Source organism: Candidatus Pelagibacter sp. uisw_138, from assembly GCF_059512485.2.
Genome location: NZ_CM183453.2, coordinates 493,854 through 508,115, shown reverse-complemented (window position 1 = coordinate 508,115; position 14,262 = coordinate 493,854). Strand labels below are relative to the sequence as shown.

The 14,262-nt window shown below is 32.1% G+C and carries 14 protein-coding genes; 7 read left to right on the top strand and 7 right to left on the bottom strand.

Annotated features, from left to right (window positions below):
- Window positions 1–123: 123 nt before the first annotated feature.
- The 5 genes from AC5YGC_RS02630 to AC5YGC_RS02610 form a co-directional block, all read right to left on the bottom strand.
- Complete coding sequence (locus AC5YGC_RS02630) at window positions 124–870, bottom strand: SDR family NAD(P)-dependent oxidoreductase (protein WP_496140106.1); 747 nt, start codon at window positions 868–870, stop codon at window positions 124–126.
- Complete coding sequence (locus tag AC5YGC_RS02625) at window positions 857–2,323, bottom strand: cytosine permease (protein WP_496140104.1); 1,467 nt, start codon at window positions 2,321–2,323, stop codon at window positions 857–859. Before AC5YGC_RS02625 ends, AC5YGC_RS02630 begins: the two co-directional genes overlap by 14 nt.
- Before the next feature lie 34 nt (window positions 2,324–2,357).
- Window positions 2,358–3,692: a TRAP transporter large permease subunit gene (locus tag AC5YGC_RS02620; protein WP_496140103.1), complete on the bottom strand. Its 1,335-nt coding sequence runs from the start codon at window positions 3,690–3,692 to the stop codon at window positions 2,358–2,360.
- Window positions 3,692–4,339, bottom strand: a complete 648-nt coding sequence (locus tag AC5YGC_RS02615; RefSeq protein ID WP_496140102.1) for a TRAP transporter small permease subunit — start codon at window positions 4,337–4,339, stop codon at window positions 3,692–3,694. Before AC5YGC_RS02615 ends, AC5YGC_RS02620 begins: the two co-directional genes overlap by 1 nt.
- 71 nt (window positions 4,340–4,410) lie before the next feature.
- The gene (locus tag AC5YGC_RS02610; protein ID WP_496140101.1) at window positions 4,411–5,505 is read right to left on the bottom strand and encodes a TRAP transporter substrate-binding protein; all 1,095 of its coding nucleotides are present in this window, start codon (window positions 5,503–5,505) and stop codon (window positions 4,411–4,413) included.
- Between the two features lie 151 nt (window positions 5,506–5,656).
- Here AC5YGC_RS02610 and AC5YGC_RS02605 point away from each other — a divergent pair, with 151 nt between their 5' ends.
- The 7 genes from AC5YGC_RS02605 (at window position 5,657) to AC5YGC_RS02575 (ending at window position 12,166) form a co-directional block, all read left to right on the top strand.
- Entirely contained in the window at window positions 5,657–7,252 is a 1,596-nt protein-coding gene (locus tag AC5YGC_RS02605) for a choline dehydrogenase (protein ID WP_496140100.1), read from the top strand.
- Window positions 7,252–7,842 carry a YjbE family putative metal transport protein gene (locus AC5YGC_RS02600; RefSeq protein ID WP_496140099.1) on the top strand — a complete coding sequence of 197 codons (591 nt, stop codon included), beginning with the start codon at window positions 7,252–7,254 and terminating at the stop codon, window positions 7,840–7,842. Before AC5YGC_RS02605 ends, AC5YGC_RS02600 begins: the two co-directional genes overlap by 1 nt.
- On the top strand, window positions 7,843–8,601 hold the full coding sequence (locus AC5YGC_RS02595; RefSeq protein WP_496140098.1) for an SDR family oxidoreductase: 759 nt from the start codon (window positions 7,843–7,845) through the stop codon (window positions 8,599–8,601).
- Window positions 8,586–9,389 carry a peptidoglycan DD-metalloendopeptidase family protein gene (locus AC5YGC_RS02590; protein ID WP_496140097.1) on the top strand — a complete coding sequence of 268 codons (804 nt, stop codon included), beginning with the start codon at window positions 8,586–8,588 and terminating at the stop codon, window positions 9,387–9,389. The genes AC5YGC_RS02595 and AC5YGC_RS02590 overlap by 16 nt, the downstream gene beginning before the upstream one ends.
- A 9-nt stretch (window positions 9,390–9,398) precedes the next feature.
- Window positions 9,399–10,175, top strand: coding sequence for a fumarylacetoacetate hydrolase (locus tag AC5YGC_RS02585; RefSeq protein WP_496140096.1), 777 nt, complete (start codon window positions 9,399–9,401; stop codon window positions 10,173–10,175).
- Entirely contained in the window at window positions 10,175–11,326 is a 1,152-nt protein-coding gene (locus AC5YGC_RS02580) for a M24 family metallopeptidase (RefSeq protein ID WP_496140095.1), read from the top strand. The genes AC5YGC_RS02585 and AC5YGC_RS02580 overlap by 1 nt, the downstream gene beginning before the upstream one ends.
- Window positions 11,327–11,689: 363 nt before the next feature.
- A complete protein-coding gene (locus AC5YGC_RS02575) occupies window positions 11,690–12,166 on the top strand; it encodes a hypothetical protein (protein ID WP_496140093.1) in 477 nt (158 codons plus the stop codon).
- Window positions 12,167–12,226: 60 nt separating this feature from the next.
- Here AC5YGC_RS02575 and AC5YGC_RS02570 read toward each other — a convergent pair whose 3' ends face one another.
- Entirely contained in the window at window positions 12,227–13,093 is an 867-nt protein-coding gene (locus tag AC5YGC_RS02570; RefSeq protein ID WP_496140092.1) for a heparin lyase I family protein, read from the bottom strand.
- A gap of 11 nt (window positions 13,094–13,104) precedes the next feature.
- Entirely contained in the window at window positions 13,105–14,259 is a 1,155-nt protein-coding gene (locus AC5YGC_RS02565) for a peptidoglycan-binding protein (protein WP_496140091.1), read from the bottom strand.
- Between the last annotated feature and the right edge of the window lie 3 nt (window positions 14,260–14,262).

Sequence of the window (14,262 nt, the reverse complement as noted above, 5' to 3'; positions counted from 1 at the left end):
ACTAGATAGATGTAATGAAGTTAATTTCTATATTTGTTTTGCTAATATATTGGTCTGTAATTCTATTGGCACCAGTTATTTCTAAAGAAAGTAAGTCTCTTAATGTAGAAACTAGAGTGTTAGTTAATAAGTAGATCGACCACCACTAATATCAAAAACAGCTGCTGTTGAAAATGAGTTTTCCTCTGATGCTAACCAACAAATTAATGAAGTAAATTCTTCAATCTCTAAAAATCTACCTCTAGGTACCTTAGAAAGCATTCTAGTAACATGCTCTTTTGACATTTGATCAAGAATTCTTGTTTTTGCACCAGCTGGAGTAACTGCGTTTACAGCTATATTCTTATCAGCTAGTTCTTTACCTAAAGATTTAGTTAAACCAATTGCCCCTGCTTTAGCTGCGCTGTAAGCACTAGCTTTAGCATTTCCATCTTTACCAGCTACAGATGCAACATTAATAATTCTACCATAATTGTTTTTAATCATATTAGGCACAACGCACTTGCAGCAATTAAAAGTACCCATTAAATTTATTTGTACTATTTTATTCCACTCATCAACATCATAATCCCATAGAGAGGATGTCGAACCTGTAATACCAGCATTATTAATTAAAATATCAATATTAGTAAATTTTGTTATTTGATCGACAGTTTCTTTAACATTTTTATAATTAGACACATCAACAACGTTATAAGACAGATTTGGATTGTTTAACTCTTGAGTTGCTTTTTTAAGTTCATTTTCATCTATATCCCAAATAATAGTTTTAACTCCTGAGTTTAAAAATCTCTTTGCTATATCAAGGCCAAAACCTTGGGCTCCTCCTGTGATAATTGCTGTTCTATTATTTAAATCAAACTGATGCATAGGTTTGTTTGCTAGCTAAAAGATAATAAGTTAGAGACGAAACAAAGGCTCCAATGATCCAAGAATAAGAATGAAAGCTCATTAAACTTTCATTCCAGATAGTTGAGGCTGCAAAAATAAATCCTAAAACTAGTGAGTAGATGGCTTTTAAATGCCAGCCATTAGAATAAAAATATATGCCCTTCTCATCTAAAGAGAAAATCTCATTATTATTTAAGTTTGTTTTTTTTAATAAATAATAATCAACAATCATAACACCAAACAATGGACCAAAAAAAGAACCAAGTGTATCTACAAATGCTAATATTCCAATCTGACTTAATAATGGTAACCAAAGTATGCCAACAATAAAACCAATAATACTAATAACAATAGCAGATTTTTTTAAATTAAGTGTTTGAGGAAAAAAATTAAGCAATGAGTTTTGAGCTGGAATATAATTTGCTATTAAATTTGTTGATGCAGATGCAAAAACTATAAAAAACAATACAATTACGGTTAACTCCGAATTATCAATTTTCCCAATAATATCTGTAGGGTTTGTTAAAATTCTTTCCATGAGTTCTAAATTTTTATTAAGGAAAATATCTGATCCAATTACTATAAAAATTGCAAAGAAAGAAAAGATTATCAAATTTAATATTAAGCTTAAGTTTCCTTTTTTCAATTCACTCTCATTTTTTACATATCTACTAAAGTCACCGTAGTTGACTATAACTACTGAAAAATAAGCAAATAAAGTTCCTGCCACAGTAATTAATGGTGCAATATTGTTACTATTTAAAACATTTTGTATTGAAAAAATATCAACAAATGCAGCAGATGTAACTTTAACATCGTAAAGAAAGACTGTTAAAAAAAATATAAGCATTCCTGAATAAACGGTAATTGCGGAAATTTTAATTATAAATCTATTAAACTGATGGCTTTTACTAAATAAAAAAGCTTGTAATAAAATTGCAAAAATAAATGCTGTCCAATCAATTAAATTTAAACCAAAAACAAATACTAAAAATATATCCCCATCTAAGAGTGAATTTTCGATAGAGTATAATGTTATTCTAATTAAGTAGCTAAAAAGTTTTGATAAAAAATATGTTTGAATTCCAAACATGAAAATTCCAACCAGTCCTCTTAATAGAGCAAAATATTTAGCTCCTTTTACACCAATTGAACTTCTTAGGATTACTGAAAAAGGAAGTCCATATTTTTGAGATGGTTTACCAATCAAATTTGCAAAGAAATAAACAAATATTGAAGCAATTAAACATCCAGTTAAAACTACAAAAACATTTAATTCATAAACTAAATAAAGTGAAGCAATTAAAGAAAAGGCAATCAAACTTTGGATATTGTTTGCCCAAAAATAAAACAGGTCTTTCCAATTCCAATTTTTATCGTTTGGATTAACCGCAACTAGTTCCCAATTAATTAGAGTATTTTTTGATTTCATCTGATTCACTAAAACTATAATAAACTAATAAGTTCTACTGTCCATATAGATAGGCTGGAAGCCACAAAGCAATCTGTGGAAATACTATAATTAAAATTAAACCAATAACTTGGATAACCATAAACTGCATCATCCCATGATAAATATCTTTAAGATCCCATTCTGGAACTACACCTTTTAAAAAATAAGCTGATAGAGCAACAGGTGGTGAGAGCCAGGCGGTCTGGAGATTAACCGCAACAAGTATTGCAAACCATGTTAAATTAAAACCAAGTGCTTCAACTAATGGCAATATAATTGGCACTATAATCATAACTATTGGTACCCATTCTAAAGGCCATCCTAAAAGAAAAATCATAACCATAATCATTGCAAGGATTAAGTATCTGTTCATTTCTAAACCTAGCAAGAAATCAGTTAAAAGCATTGGTGTTCCCAGTCTTGAAAATACAGCTCCAAAAAAGTTTGATGCTGCAACCAAAACCATTATCAATGCAGAAATTTCTAAAGTTTTAACTAAAGCTTCTTGTAATCTTCCAAATGTTAATTTTCTATAAGCTATAGCTAGTAATAAAGATCCCATTGCACCACAACCAGCTGCTTCTGTTGGTGTAGCAAAACCAAATAAAATACTTCCAAGTGAAGCAAACACTAAGGCTGCTGGTGGAACTAAACCAATAAAAAATTCTTTCCAGACAGCTAACATACTAGTGGCTCTTAACTCAACTGGTAGTACTGGTCCTAAACTTGGATCAATCCAACATCTAATAGTTGTATAAGCTGCATAAAGTGTTGCTAGTAATATTCCTGGAATAATCGCTGCAGCAAATAAGTCTGTGACAGGTATCTCCATAATAGGTCCCATTACAACAAGCATAATACTTGGTGGAATTAAAATACCTAAGGTTCCACCAGCAGTAATTGTTCCAGCTGCTAGACGAACATTGTAGCCTGATTTGTTCATAGATTTAGCCGCCATAATTCCTAAAATTGTTACGGATGCCCCAACAATCCCTGTTGCTGCAGCAAAAATAACTGAAACAAATAATACAGCGTAATATAAAGAGCCTCTTACTTTAGCTAGCATTAATTGAAATGCTGAAAATAATCTCTCCATTAAACCAGCTTGTTCCATCATAATCCCCATAAAGACGAAGAGAGGAACTGCTGCAAGAGTTTGTTCGGTCATGACCATTGAGAATTGTAAGGTCATTAAATAAAATACTAATTTACCAAATCCTAGATATCCAAAAGAAAAACCTAAAAATATTAAAGTAAATGAAATTGGAAAACCTACAAATATAGAAAACAGCATTACACCAATAAGGATAAATCCTAAAATAGCTGGATCCATGAATTCAGCTAACATTATTCTTCTCCCCCTGGCCATACACCTTTAGTAGCCGCCCAATAACTCTTAAATAATTCTGAAATTCCTTGAATAAGCAAAAATACTATTCCTAACCATAAAGAAGATTTTATTGGCCACATGTACGGCATCCAAGCAGTGTCCATGCCTCTTTCACCTCTCATAATTGATTCCTGAACAAAGCCAGTAGTCATATATAAAAAAACAATTAAACCCGGAAAATAAAATAATAAGTATAACCAAAAGTCTACTCTACCTTGGGTTTTAGTCTTAAAATTTCTATATAAAAAATCTGCTCTTATGTGAACTCCTTTTGATAAAGCATAACCAGCGCCTAGCATAAATAACGCGCCATAAAAAAATCTACTCATATCGTACACCCACATTGTTGGGGCATTAAAAAGTTTTCTAGCCAAAACCTCATAAACCATTGCAAATATCAGAGGTATGATAATCCAACAAACCACGTTGCCGACACACTTGTTGGCAAAATCAATTTTTGTAATAGTTAATGCCATCCATTTAGGCATGTCTTTGGGCATTGGACCTGAACCACCTCTTCTTTCAGCAATCATTTCATCTGAAATATCAAGCTTCATAGGCTTGATCGATTTTTTAGGTTTTTTTGAATTGTGGTTTCTTGGCATAAGTAAATTCTCTAAAAAAAAGAAGCGGACTGTTAAGCCCGCTTCAATTGTGATAATCTTTTATCTAAATACTACTTTAATGTTGCTGCGTGAGCCATTCCTAGCTTAGCATTAGACATTTGAGATCCAGACCAAAAAGGTACAGCGATATCGGCAAAGTCTTTTTGAGACTGCCAAACTTTAGCAAAGAACGGATTCTTAGCTGAGTTTTTTTCTAAAGCTGCTTTTGCTGCAGCCATATACGCTGGGAAGTAGTCAGCAGGAGTATCATGTAAAATAACACCATGCTTCGTAGTTAGCTCATGTAGAGCTTTTCCATTTTCGTATATTCTGTAACTCATAGATTTTGATAAAGATGCATTTGCAGCAACTTCTAAAGCTTTTTTCTCTAAAGCAGACATCTTTTTGTACTTAGAGCCTGTAATATAGAAGTCAGCATTTACTACTACTTGGTGAAGACCTTGTAGGTAGTAATGTTTTAGAACTTTCTGGAAACCAAATGTCATATCCGGCTTAGGACAACACCATTCAGCAGCATCAATTGTTCCTGCTTCAAGAGCTGGTAAAATATCTCCACCACCCATTGCAACAGAAGCTACACCAATGTCTTTATAAGTTTGGCCAGGAATTCCCGGAGGAGTTCTGAACTTATACTTTCTAAAGTCAGCCATGCTATTAATTGGCTCTTTGAACCAACCTAAAGCTTCAGGACCTACTGGTTGTAACATAAATCCTTTAATGTCTCTTCCCATCTCAGTCCATAGTTGGTCATAAAGTTCTTTACCACCACCATATTGGAACCAAGATAAAAAAGCGATGTTATCGATACCAACACCTGCACCTGCTACTGGCGAACCAAATAACATAGCTGCTGGGTGATCGCCTGACCAATAGTGAGTCCAAGCAAAACCACAATCGATTAATCCTTTATCAACTGCATCCAAAGTTTCTTTTACACCTACTACTGATCCAGCTGGCATAATTTCAAACTTAAGTGATCCACCCGTTAGTTCAGTAACTGTATCAGTGAAGTCTTTCAACATCACTACTTCATCAGCTTTTGCACTAATTACGGTTTGACACTTAAGAGTTTGTGCAGATGCACCTGTTACTGTCATTACAGTAAGTAGAAGTGATCCAACAAACAATGATATGACTTTTTTCATATTTATTTTCCCTCTCGTTGTGTTTTTTATAAAAAAAGAACTCTTTCAAAGAAATAAATCTAAAACAAGAGCTAATATTATTATTAAGAACCTAAAATTACCGTGAACACTAGTATTTTTTAATTTTGCACATTATAAGCTCATTATTCTGATGGATAGTTTTGATTATATAATTATTGGTGCTGGGTCAGCTGGCTGTGTTTTAGCTAATAGACTTTCAGAAAACCCAAACAACAAAGTACTTTTAATTGAAGCTGGTGGAAACGATTCCTACCCATGGATTCATATTCCAGTTGGGTATTATAAAACAATGCATAATCCAAAAACGGATTGGTGTTATAAAACAGAGCCTGATGAAACGATGGAAAACAGATCTATACCCTACCCTAGAGGAAAAACTCTTGGTGGAAGCTCCTCTATAAACGGACTACTTTATATAAGAGGGCAAGAGCAAGATTATGATATTTGGAAACAATTGGGAAATAAGGGTTGGAGCTGGAATGATGTTTTGCCTTATTTTTTAAAAGCTGAAAATCAAGAGCGAGGCCAAAGTCAATTTCATGGTGTTGGTGGACCATTATCTGTTTCAGATCAAAGAATAAAATTACCTATATTAGATGCTTTCATGAATGCAGCTCAAGAAATTGGTATTCCTAAAGTAAATGATTTTAACAAGGGTGATAATTTTGGATGTGGTTACTTTCAAGTAACAGAACAGAATGGCTTAAGATGTAGCACAGCTGTAGGGTATTTAAATCCAATTAAGAATAGAAAAAATTTAAAGATTAAAACAAAGTGTCATGTTGAAAAGGTAAACTTTGAAAATAAAAAAGCTGTCAGTGTTTCTTACTGGAAAAATAACCAATCTTTTACAACTAAAGCAAACAAGGAAATAATTTTAAGTGCTGGTTCAATTGGTTCTGCACAAATTCTTCAAACTTCTGGTATTGGTAATGGTGAAAAATTATCTAAACTTGGAATTGATGTTGTAAAAAATTCTATTGGTGTAGGTAAGAACTTACAAGACCATTTAATGTTTAGACCTGTTTATAAAGTTAAAAATATTAAAACTTTGAATAAAAAGATTAACAGTCTAATTGGTAAATTAATGATTGGAATGGAATATGTTTTTTTAAGAAGTGGTCCAATGACTATGGGTGCTAGTCAACTTTGTGGATTTGCAAAAAGTGACTCATCTAAAGAAACTCCTAATTTACAATTTCATGTTCAGCCAATTAGTACAGATAAATTGGGTGGTTCAAATTTACATGATTTTGCTGCATTCACCCCTACTGTTGCTAACATCAGACCGACGAGTAAAGGTGAAATTAATATTATAAGTAAAGACAGTAGAGAAAATCCAAAGATTAAGATGAATTATCTTTCAAGTGATGAGGATCGGATAGTAGCTGCTAAAGGTTTAAGATTAATTAGAAAAATTGTTTTAGATAGCAATGAATTTAAACAATATGAACCTGAAGAATTTAGACCTGGTGCCAATATTCAAGATGACGAGGAGCTAGTGAAAGCTGCAAGTAATTACGCACAAACAATATTTCATCCAGTAGGAACTTGTAAAATGGGTCAAGACGATATGGCTGTTGTTGATGACCAATTAAAAGTTCATGGTATAAAAAATTTAAGAGTGATTGATGCTTCTATAATGCCTAATATCACCTCTGGAAATACTAATGCACCTACAATAATGATTGCAGAAAAAGGTGCTGATATGATACTAAACAACTGATGTTTGCAGAATTATTTGGACCTGAACAACTTGTAATCTTAGGTCAAATCATATTTATAGATTTAGTCTTAGCAGGAGATAATGCCATTATTATTGGAATGGTTGCTTCTAAATTTCCAGCAGAAAAAAGAAAAAAAGTAATCTTTTGGGGAATAGGTGGTGCGGTAATTTTAAGAATTATCCTAACCATGTTAACTGCCTATTTATTACAAATAACAGGATTAAGACTGATAGGCGGATTACTTCTTCTTTATATAGTCTACAAACTCTACACAGATGTAATCAAAGGTCAGTCAGGTGATGAAGATATTAAGGTAGATAACTCAAGTTTCATGAAAGCTATATGGACAGTTTTACTTGCTGATTTTACAATGAGTTTAGATAATGTTTTAGGTGTAGCTGGTGCTGCTGGTGATCACTATGTATTACTAATATTTGGTCTAGCTTTATCAATAATTCTTATGGCAACAGCTGCAACTGTTATATCAAGATGGATTAATGAATATAAATGGATAGCTTGGATTGGTTTGATTGCTATACTAGTTGTTGCAATCGAATTAATCTATAGTGATTTAAAATTATTTATTTAAATGTACTTACAAAAAATAAATCTTAAAAACAAATATGCATTAGTTACAGGTGCTGGCAAGGGATTGGGAAGAGCCTGCTCTATTGCTCTTGCTGAAGCTGGAGCTACAATTATCGCATTAAGCAGAACTCAATCAGATCTTGATAAACTTGAAAAAGAAATAAAAAAGATAAAAGGTAAAGTTATCAAAGTTAATTGCGATGTAATGAATTACAAAGAATTAAAAGAAAATCTAGATAAGATTAAAATCATAGATATTTTAGTTAATAATGCTGGGACAAATATCCCAGAACCTTTTGAAAAAATTAAACAAGAAAGTATGAACTACTTAGTAGATTTAAACCTAAAAGCTGCTTTTAATGTGGCTCAATTAGTTGTTAAAAAAATGTTAAAGAATAAAAAAAGAGGTGGATCAATTATTAACATGTCCTCACAACTTGGCCATGTTGGAATGGCTGGTAGAAATGTTTATAATATGACAAAATTTGGAATTGAAGGTTTAACTAAAGGTATGGGTGTAGAGCTTGCAAAAAACAATATTAGGGTAAATACAGTAGCCCCTACTTTTGTTGCAACACCAATGGTTAAAAAATTTTTTAAAAACAAAGAATTTAAAAAGCTAGCTCTAGGGAACATACCCATGGGAAAATTAGCAACAGAAAGTGATGTTGCAACAAGTGTTTGTTTTTTAGCTTCTTCTGCATCATCAATGGTTACGGCCACATCAATTTTAGTAGACGGTGGATGGACTGCAAAGTAATTTATAAATTTCTTTTAGTATCATTAATTTCTTTAACATCTCAGGTTAATGCTATTGAGTTTCAGGGAAAATTTATACAAGGGCATTATATTCTAGGAAAAACAAATCTAAATGCAAAAATTATTGTAGACAAAAAAGAAGTAAAAATATCAAAAGATGGTTTTTTTGTTTTTGGAATTGATAGAGATAGAAAGTTTGATTTAACATTTACTAAAATATTAGATGGAAAAAAATCAACAATTACAAAAACAGTTTTAAAAAGAAAGTACAACATTCAAAGAATTGATGGTCTTGAAGAAAGTAAAGTGACCCCTCCTGAATCTGTTTATAAAAGAATTAAAAAAGAAAATAATGCAATTGGTGAGGCAAGAGCAATAAATTCTGATTTAAATTTTTTTAAAGATAAATTTATGATGCCTGTTGAAGGAATTATTAGTGGTGTCTATGGCAGTCAAAGAATTTTAAATGGTAAAGCAAAATGGCCTCACTACGGTATAGATATAGCAGCAAAACAAGGAACTACGATAAAATCTTCAGGAGCTGGATTTGTTACAATGGCCGAAGATGATTTATACTATACAGGTGGTACGATCATCATGGACCATGGTCATGGTATTTCAACAATATATTCTCACCTTGAAAATATTTTAGTCTCAGTTGGGGACAAAATTAACCAAGGAGATATTATAGGAACTGTCGGTTCTACCGGAAGGTCTACTGGACCCCATTTAGATTTTAGAGTTAATTGGTTTCAAACAAGACTTGATCCCATGTCGGTATTGAAATAAAAAAGTTAGATGAATAAAAATTTAAAAAATAAAATTTCAGACAGACTTGTTAACGCATTTTTAAAAAATAAGATGATCTCACCACTGCCTCAAGAAATTACAAAAAAACTTACTGACGCTGATGAATTTAGAAAATTATGTGAAAGTAAAATTAAAGAACCTATTATCGGATTTAAGGCTGGTGGAACAGGAATTCCTGTAATGAAAAAATTAAAAGAAAAAGAGCCTTTTTACGCATCTATTTATAAAAGAAATTTTTTAAAAAGTGGAAAAAAGGTTAAAATTAATAAATCTACTTTAGGTATAGAGTTAGAAGTTTGTTATTTGATTAAAAAAAAATTCTTTCTATCAAAAAGTTTAATAACTATGAAAAATATTTCTAAATATATTTCTCATATGGCGCCGTGTATTGAGGTTGTAGGGTATAGACAAAAGAAGAAAGGTGTTACTTCTTTTGGTGATTTATCTAGTGATTTTGGTGCAAATGTAAAATTTTTAATTGGACAAAAGAAAAAGTATAAAAAGATTAATATTAGTAACCTTAAAACAATTATTTCAAATAAGAAAATAAATCAGACTGTTTCAGGTAATACAGGAGCTGTTTATGTTAGCCCTCTAAATTCACTTCGTTTTGTACTAAACAAACTTAAAAAAGATAAAGTAAATCTTAATAAAGATTTCTACGTATTTACCGGTTCAACAGTTGGCGTTGTTCCCATACTTGGTAAAGGATTGTATGCAGGTAAAATTGATAAGGTAGGTACAGCAAAAGCTATCATCCATTAATGGGATTGCATTTTACAGCAGAAGAATTTTCTAAAAGAAAACGAGATGTTCTAAAATCAATGAAAGAGCAAAATTTAGATGCTCTTTTAATGTTCAGACAAGAGTCTATGTTTTGGCTTACAGGGTATGACACCTTTGGTTATGTTTTTTTTCAAACTTTAATACTAGACCAAAAAGGAAATATTATTCTTTTAACAAGGGCTCCAGATTTAAGACAAGCACAAAACACTTCGAACATTGAAGATATAAGAATTTGGGTAGATAAAGACCAATCTAACCCTACAGATGATCTTAAAATCATCTTAAATGAACTAGATTTAAAAGATAAAAAAATTGGAATTGAATATGAAGCTTACGGTATGACAGGTCGTAATGCTTTAAGACTCAATAAATCACTAGAAGGTTATTGTGAAGTAGAAGATCAATCTGAATTAATTACTAAGCATAGGGTTATTAAATCACAAGAGGAGATTATTTATGTAAAAAAAGCTGCAGAACTTGCCGATCAAGGTCTTGATGAAGCGTGGAAATATGCAAAAACTGGTGCTAGTGAGGCAAAAATTTTAGCTGAAATGCAAAGAGTTGTTTTAGAAGGTGGCGGTGATTATCCAGCAAATGAATATATAATTGGATCAGGACACAACGCATTACTATGCAGATATCAATCTGAGAAAAGAATTCTATCAAAAACTGATCAGTTAACTATTGAATGGGCTGGAACATATAAACATTATCACTCTGCAATGTTTAGGACTATCCCCATTGGTAAAACTGATCCAAAACATATTAAGATGCATGAGGCCTGTGTTGAAGCTTTAAATAATTGTGCGAAGACTTTAATACCAGGAAAAACTGCTGGAGATGTATTTGATATACACGCTAAAACTTTTGATGACCTTGGATACAATAAAGCAAGAATGAATGCTTGTGGTTATTCATTGGGTTCAACCTTCTCTCCCAATTGGATGGACTGGCCAATGCTATACACTGGTAATCCTTATGTAATAACTCCTGGTAATGTTTTCTTCATGCATATGATATTGATGGATTCAGACAGCAATCTAGCCATGAATTTAGGTGAAACCTATCTTGTGACAGAGAATGGCAATGAAAGATTAGGAAAGCAAAAGTTGGATTTAGTGGTCTTATAGAGGTCTGTCTTCTAGTTGTCTTCTAGTCATCCCATAAAATCCTATAACAAACCCAGAACCACTAATCAATAGTGGTCCCAGACACGTTTAAGTTTTTGAATCTTTTTCTTTTTTGTACCTTATGTGCTTACATTTAACGTTACTATATCTAGCTAGATATACTCACGTTCACTCTGCCCTAGCCACACAAAGCTTTTCCGTGGATAACATCATTTAATTAAAAAATTTATTACAAAAATATTATGTCTTAGTCAAAAAGTCATTCATCACTAACTGAAAATTCAACTGCACTCCATAAGTGCTTGAACAACTGGCTTCGCCAAAGTTCTTGCACCAAATGTCTAGATAAATTAAACTTGCATCATGGGCATCGTAGACAAGAAATATTCAAACGTAGACAGGAAGACAGCAGAAATACTTGAAGAAGCTAAATTATTATTAGAGGAAAAGGGATACGTAGTTTCTAAACCAAGAGAAAAATCCATAGCCCGAGAATTAATGAATGGTGCGTATGGTAAGGCAGCCGCACAAATGATTAAAGATAAAGTTCCTGATTTAACAGTTAGAAAAATATGTTTGAAAGCTATTGAAGATAAATTTTTTGATACCTGTTTAGATACTTTGATTAAGGGACCTAAAAAAAGAGCTGCATTCGATAACGAAAGTCCAAAAACATGGACTGAGAAAACAGTTACAAAAGATATTAAAACAAAAGGTCATTTTAAAAGATTCAAACTTATAGAGCAATATATCAAGACAGATATGAATGCGACTAGGACTTTATTAGATCCTGATTACAGACCTCACGGCGATAAAGTTGCCATAAAAAAAATCAAATAATCCAATATTAAATCCTAACCCAGAACCACGATCCCTAAAAGTTTTTTCATTTTAAATCAATCAATCAACAGGCTTAAGTTTTGGATTGATATTTCTGTCCACTTTTTTAATTGAATTTCCTCTTCTAACTTCATCATAAAAAACAACTTGAGTTCGCATTTTACGATTTTTGAGCTCTTTATACTTACTAATTAAATTACGATATATACCATGCTTAAAATATATTCCTTCTGGTTTAAAAAAAATTGGAGATTTTAATATTTCCACTTTTTTAATACCATCTACCCATGCATCTATTCTTTTATTTTTAAAATCTAAACAAAAAGAAATATCCGTCCAAACTTCTTTCATTTTTCTTAGTGGCTTTAATGTAGTATATACTGATTTATCAATAACGTCTGTTGCTGAACCACTAAGTTCGTGCCAATTAAAAAACAAATATCCTTTATGTGCATCAATTTGAATCAAGGGTGGAAAAGAAGCTAGGCCACCTGATGCTGTACCAGTTGGACCACCAATTTGATGAACTTGGCCTAAAGTAGTGCTGGCTGGAGCTACATCAAAAAAATCTTTAGATAGCATTAAACTAAATCCGTAACATTGCTTTCCTTTTGGAGCCTGTCTTGGTTCTGTTGAAAACTCAACTCTTTCTCGATCAGTGTCACAATCACTCCAAAAATCATCTCTAAAACAATCACCATCTCTAAGTTCAAATCGCTGAAAATATTTTCCAGCACGTGCTTTTGTTTTATCTTTAATGTATTGAAAGTTGTAATCATTATGATCCATAAAGTTTTTATGAAACTTAAATCCACTCTTCTTGGTTTTCAAACCAAATTTTCCCTCTTCATCTTTAAATGTTCCAGACAAAGCCAATGTTGGGATTAACAACAAACCCAGAACAATGATCCCTAAAAGTTTTTTCATATTAAAAATTATCAATGAATACAATTTGGGTTAAATCCTATTAAATCGTCAGTTCCATCTGGAATATGCATCTTTCTTTTGCTTAGATAAATTGGATCATGTTCTAATTCTATACCAGCAACTATCTCCATTAACGTATCTATAGCTATTGCCATTTGATGTGTATGCGGTGTAGCACTATTTTTATTTTTAATTCTGTTCCTTGCTTTTCCATTCGGGTTCTTTCTTTCAGCAAATTCGTCTGGATCAGTAATTGCTAAGTTAACTACCTTTGCAGAATTCACTAATTTGTTCTGTACTTTTTCTGGTACTTCTGCTCCCCATAATTTTGCAATATATACATAGCCAAGTGCAATGTTTACTCCATAAGAGTGATACCATTGTCCTCTAAGACCTCTAAAAGAGTTATCATTAATATAGCCGTCTTTATAAAACAAACTATCTATTTCATTAAACGTATGATTAATTTCTTTTGCGGCTAGTTTTTTATTGTTAGTCCAACTTGCATAAACCAGTGTTGATAGTCCTCCGTTAGCCATAGCATAAAAACCTTTATCATTTTTCCTAAACTGTATTGGCTTTAAAAACTTCTTGTACATTTTATCAATGTATCTGTTCATCTCTTTAAGCTCTTTTTCATTGAACTCTGACTTCAAGTATATTGCCGCAATCATAAAGTTACCAAAAGTTTGACCTGCAAACTCAAATTCGTGATACCAACAAGGTGAATCTGGATCATTGTTCACCCAACATCTAGGCTTCTTCTGTAACTCCTCATAACTAATACTATTATATAAAGTGTCTGCCTTTGCTATTCTTAGCAGTAAATCTTTACCCATATCTAGGTTAGTCTGATTGTTATTTGCAATTGCATGTTGAATTGCTGTTAGCATTAATTTACCAGGTACAGTAATAACATCATGATTAACAATTAATGAAGTGCCTGTTTCTGTATGAAATTTAGCCCAGTCAAACCCAACTACATCTTCAATTGTTTTAAACGTTTCTGCATTATCAAATTTAACGTTATTTGGTAAGGCTGAACAACTTTTAATTTCTTTGGTATAAAATTTACCTGGAAAAGTTATATCTTTTGACTTCACTTTTGCATAAGCATTCCCACTCAACAACAAACCCAGAACGATAATCCCTAAAAGTTTTTTCATTTT

Bases quoted from the DNA above. Each gene is read 5' to 3' on its own strand.
- AC5YGC_RS02605 (WP_496140100.1), top strand. From the start codon at position 5,657: ATGGATAGTTTTGATTATATAATTATTGGTGCTGGGTCAGCTGGCTGT.
- AC5YGC_RS02585 (WP_496140096.1), top strand. From the start codon at position 9,399: ATGAATAAAAATTTAAAAAATAAAATTTCAGACAGACTTGTTAACGCA.
- AC5YGC_RS02620 (WP_496140103.1), bottom strand. From the start codon at position 3,692: ATGTTAGCTGAATTCATGGATCCAGCTATTTTAGGATTTATCCTTATT.
- AC5YGC_RS02610 (WP_496140101.1), bottom strand. From the start codon at position 5,505: ATGAAAAAAGTCATATCATTGTTTGTTGGATCACTTCTACTTACTGTA.
- AC5YGC_RS02615 (WP_496140102.1), bottom strand. From the start codon at position 4,339: ATGCCAAGAAACCACAATTCAAAAAAACCTAAAAAATCGATCAAGCCT.
- AC5YGC_RS02600 (WP_496140099.1), top strand. From the start codon at position 7,252: ATGTTTGCAGAATTATTTGGACCTGAACAACTTGTAATCTTAGGTCAA.
- AC5YGC_RS02565 (WP_496140091.1), bottom strand. From the start codon at position 14,259: ATGAAAAAACTTTTAGGGATTATCGTTCTGGGTTTGTTGTTGAGTGGG.
- AC5YGC_RS02570 (WP_496140092.1), bottom strand. From the start codon at position 13,093: ATGAAAAAACTTTTAGGGATCATTGTTCTGGGTTTGTTGTTAATCCCA.
- AC5YGC_RS02625 (WP_496140104.1), bottom strand. From the start codon at position 2,323: ATGAAATCAAAAAATACTCTAATTAATTGGGAACTAGTTGCGGTTAAT.
- AC5YGC_RS02630 (WP_496140106.1), bottom strand. From the start codon at position 870: ATGCATCAGTTTGATTTAAATAATAGAACAGCAATTATCACAGGAGGA.
- AC5YGC_RS02580 (WP_496140095.1), top strand. From the start codon at position 10,175: ATGGGATTGCATTTTACAGCAGAAGAATTTTCTAAAAGAAAACGAGAT.
- AC5YGC_RS02575 (WP_496140093.1), top strand. From the start codon at position 11,690: ATGGGCATCGTAGACAAGAAATATTCAAACGTAGACAGGAAGACAGCA.
- AC5YGC_RS02590 (WP_496140097.1), top strand. From the start codon at position 8,586: ATGGACTGCAAAGTAATTTATAAATTTCTTTTAGTATCATTAATTTCT.
- AC5YGC_RS02595 (WP_496140098.1), top strand. From the start codon at position 7,843: ATGTACTTACAAAAAATAAATCTTAAAAACAAATATGCATTAGTTACA.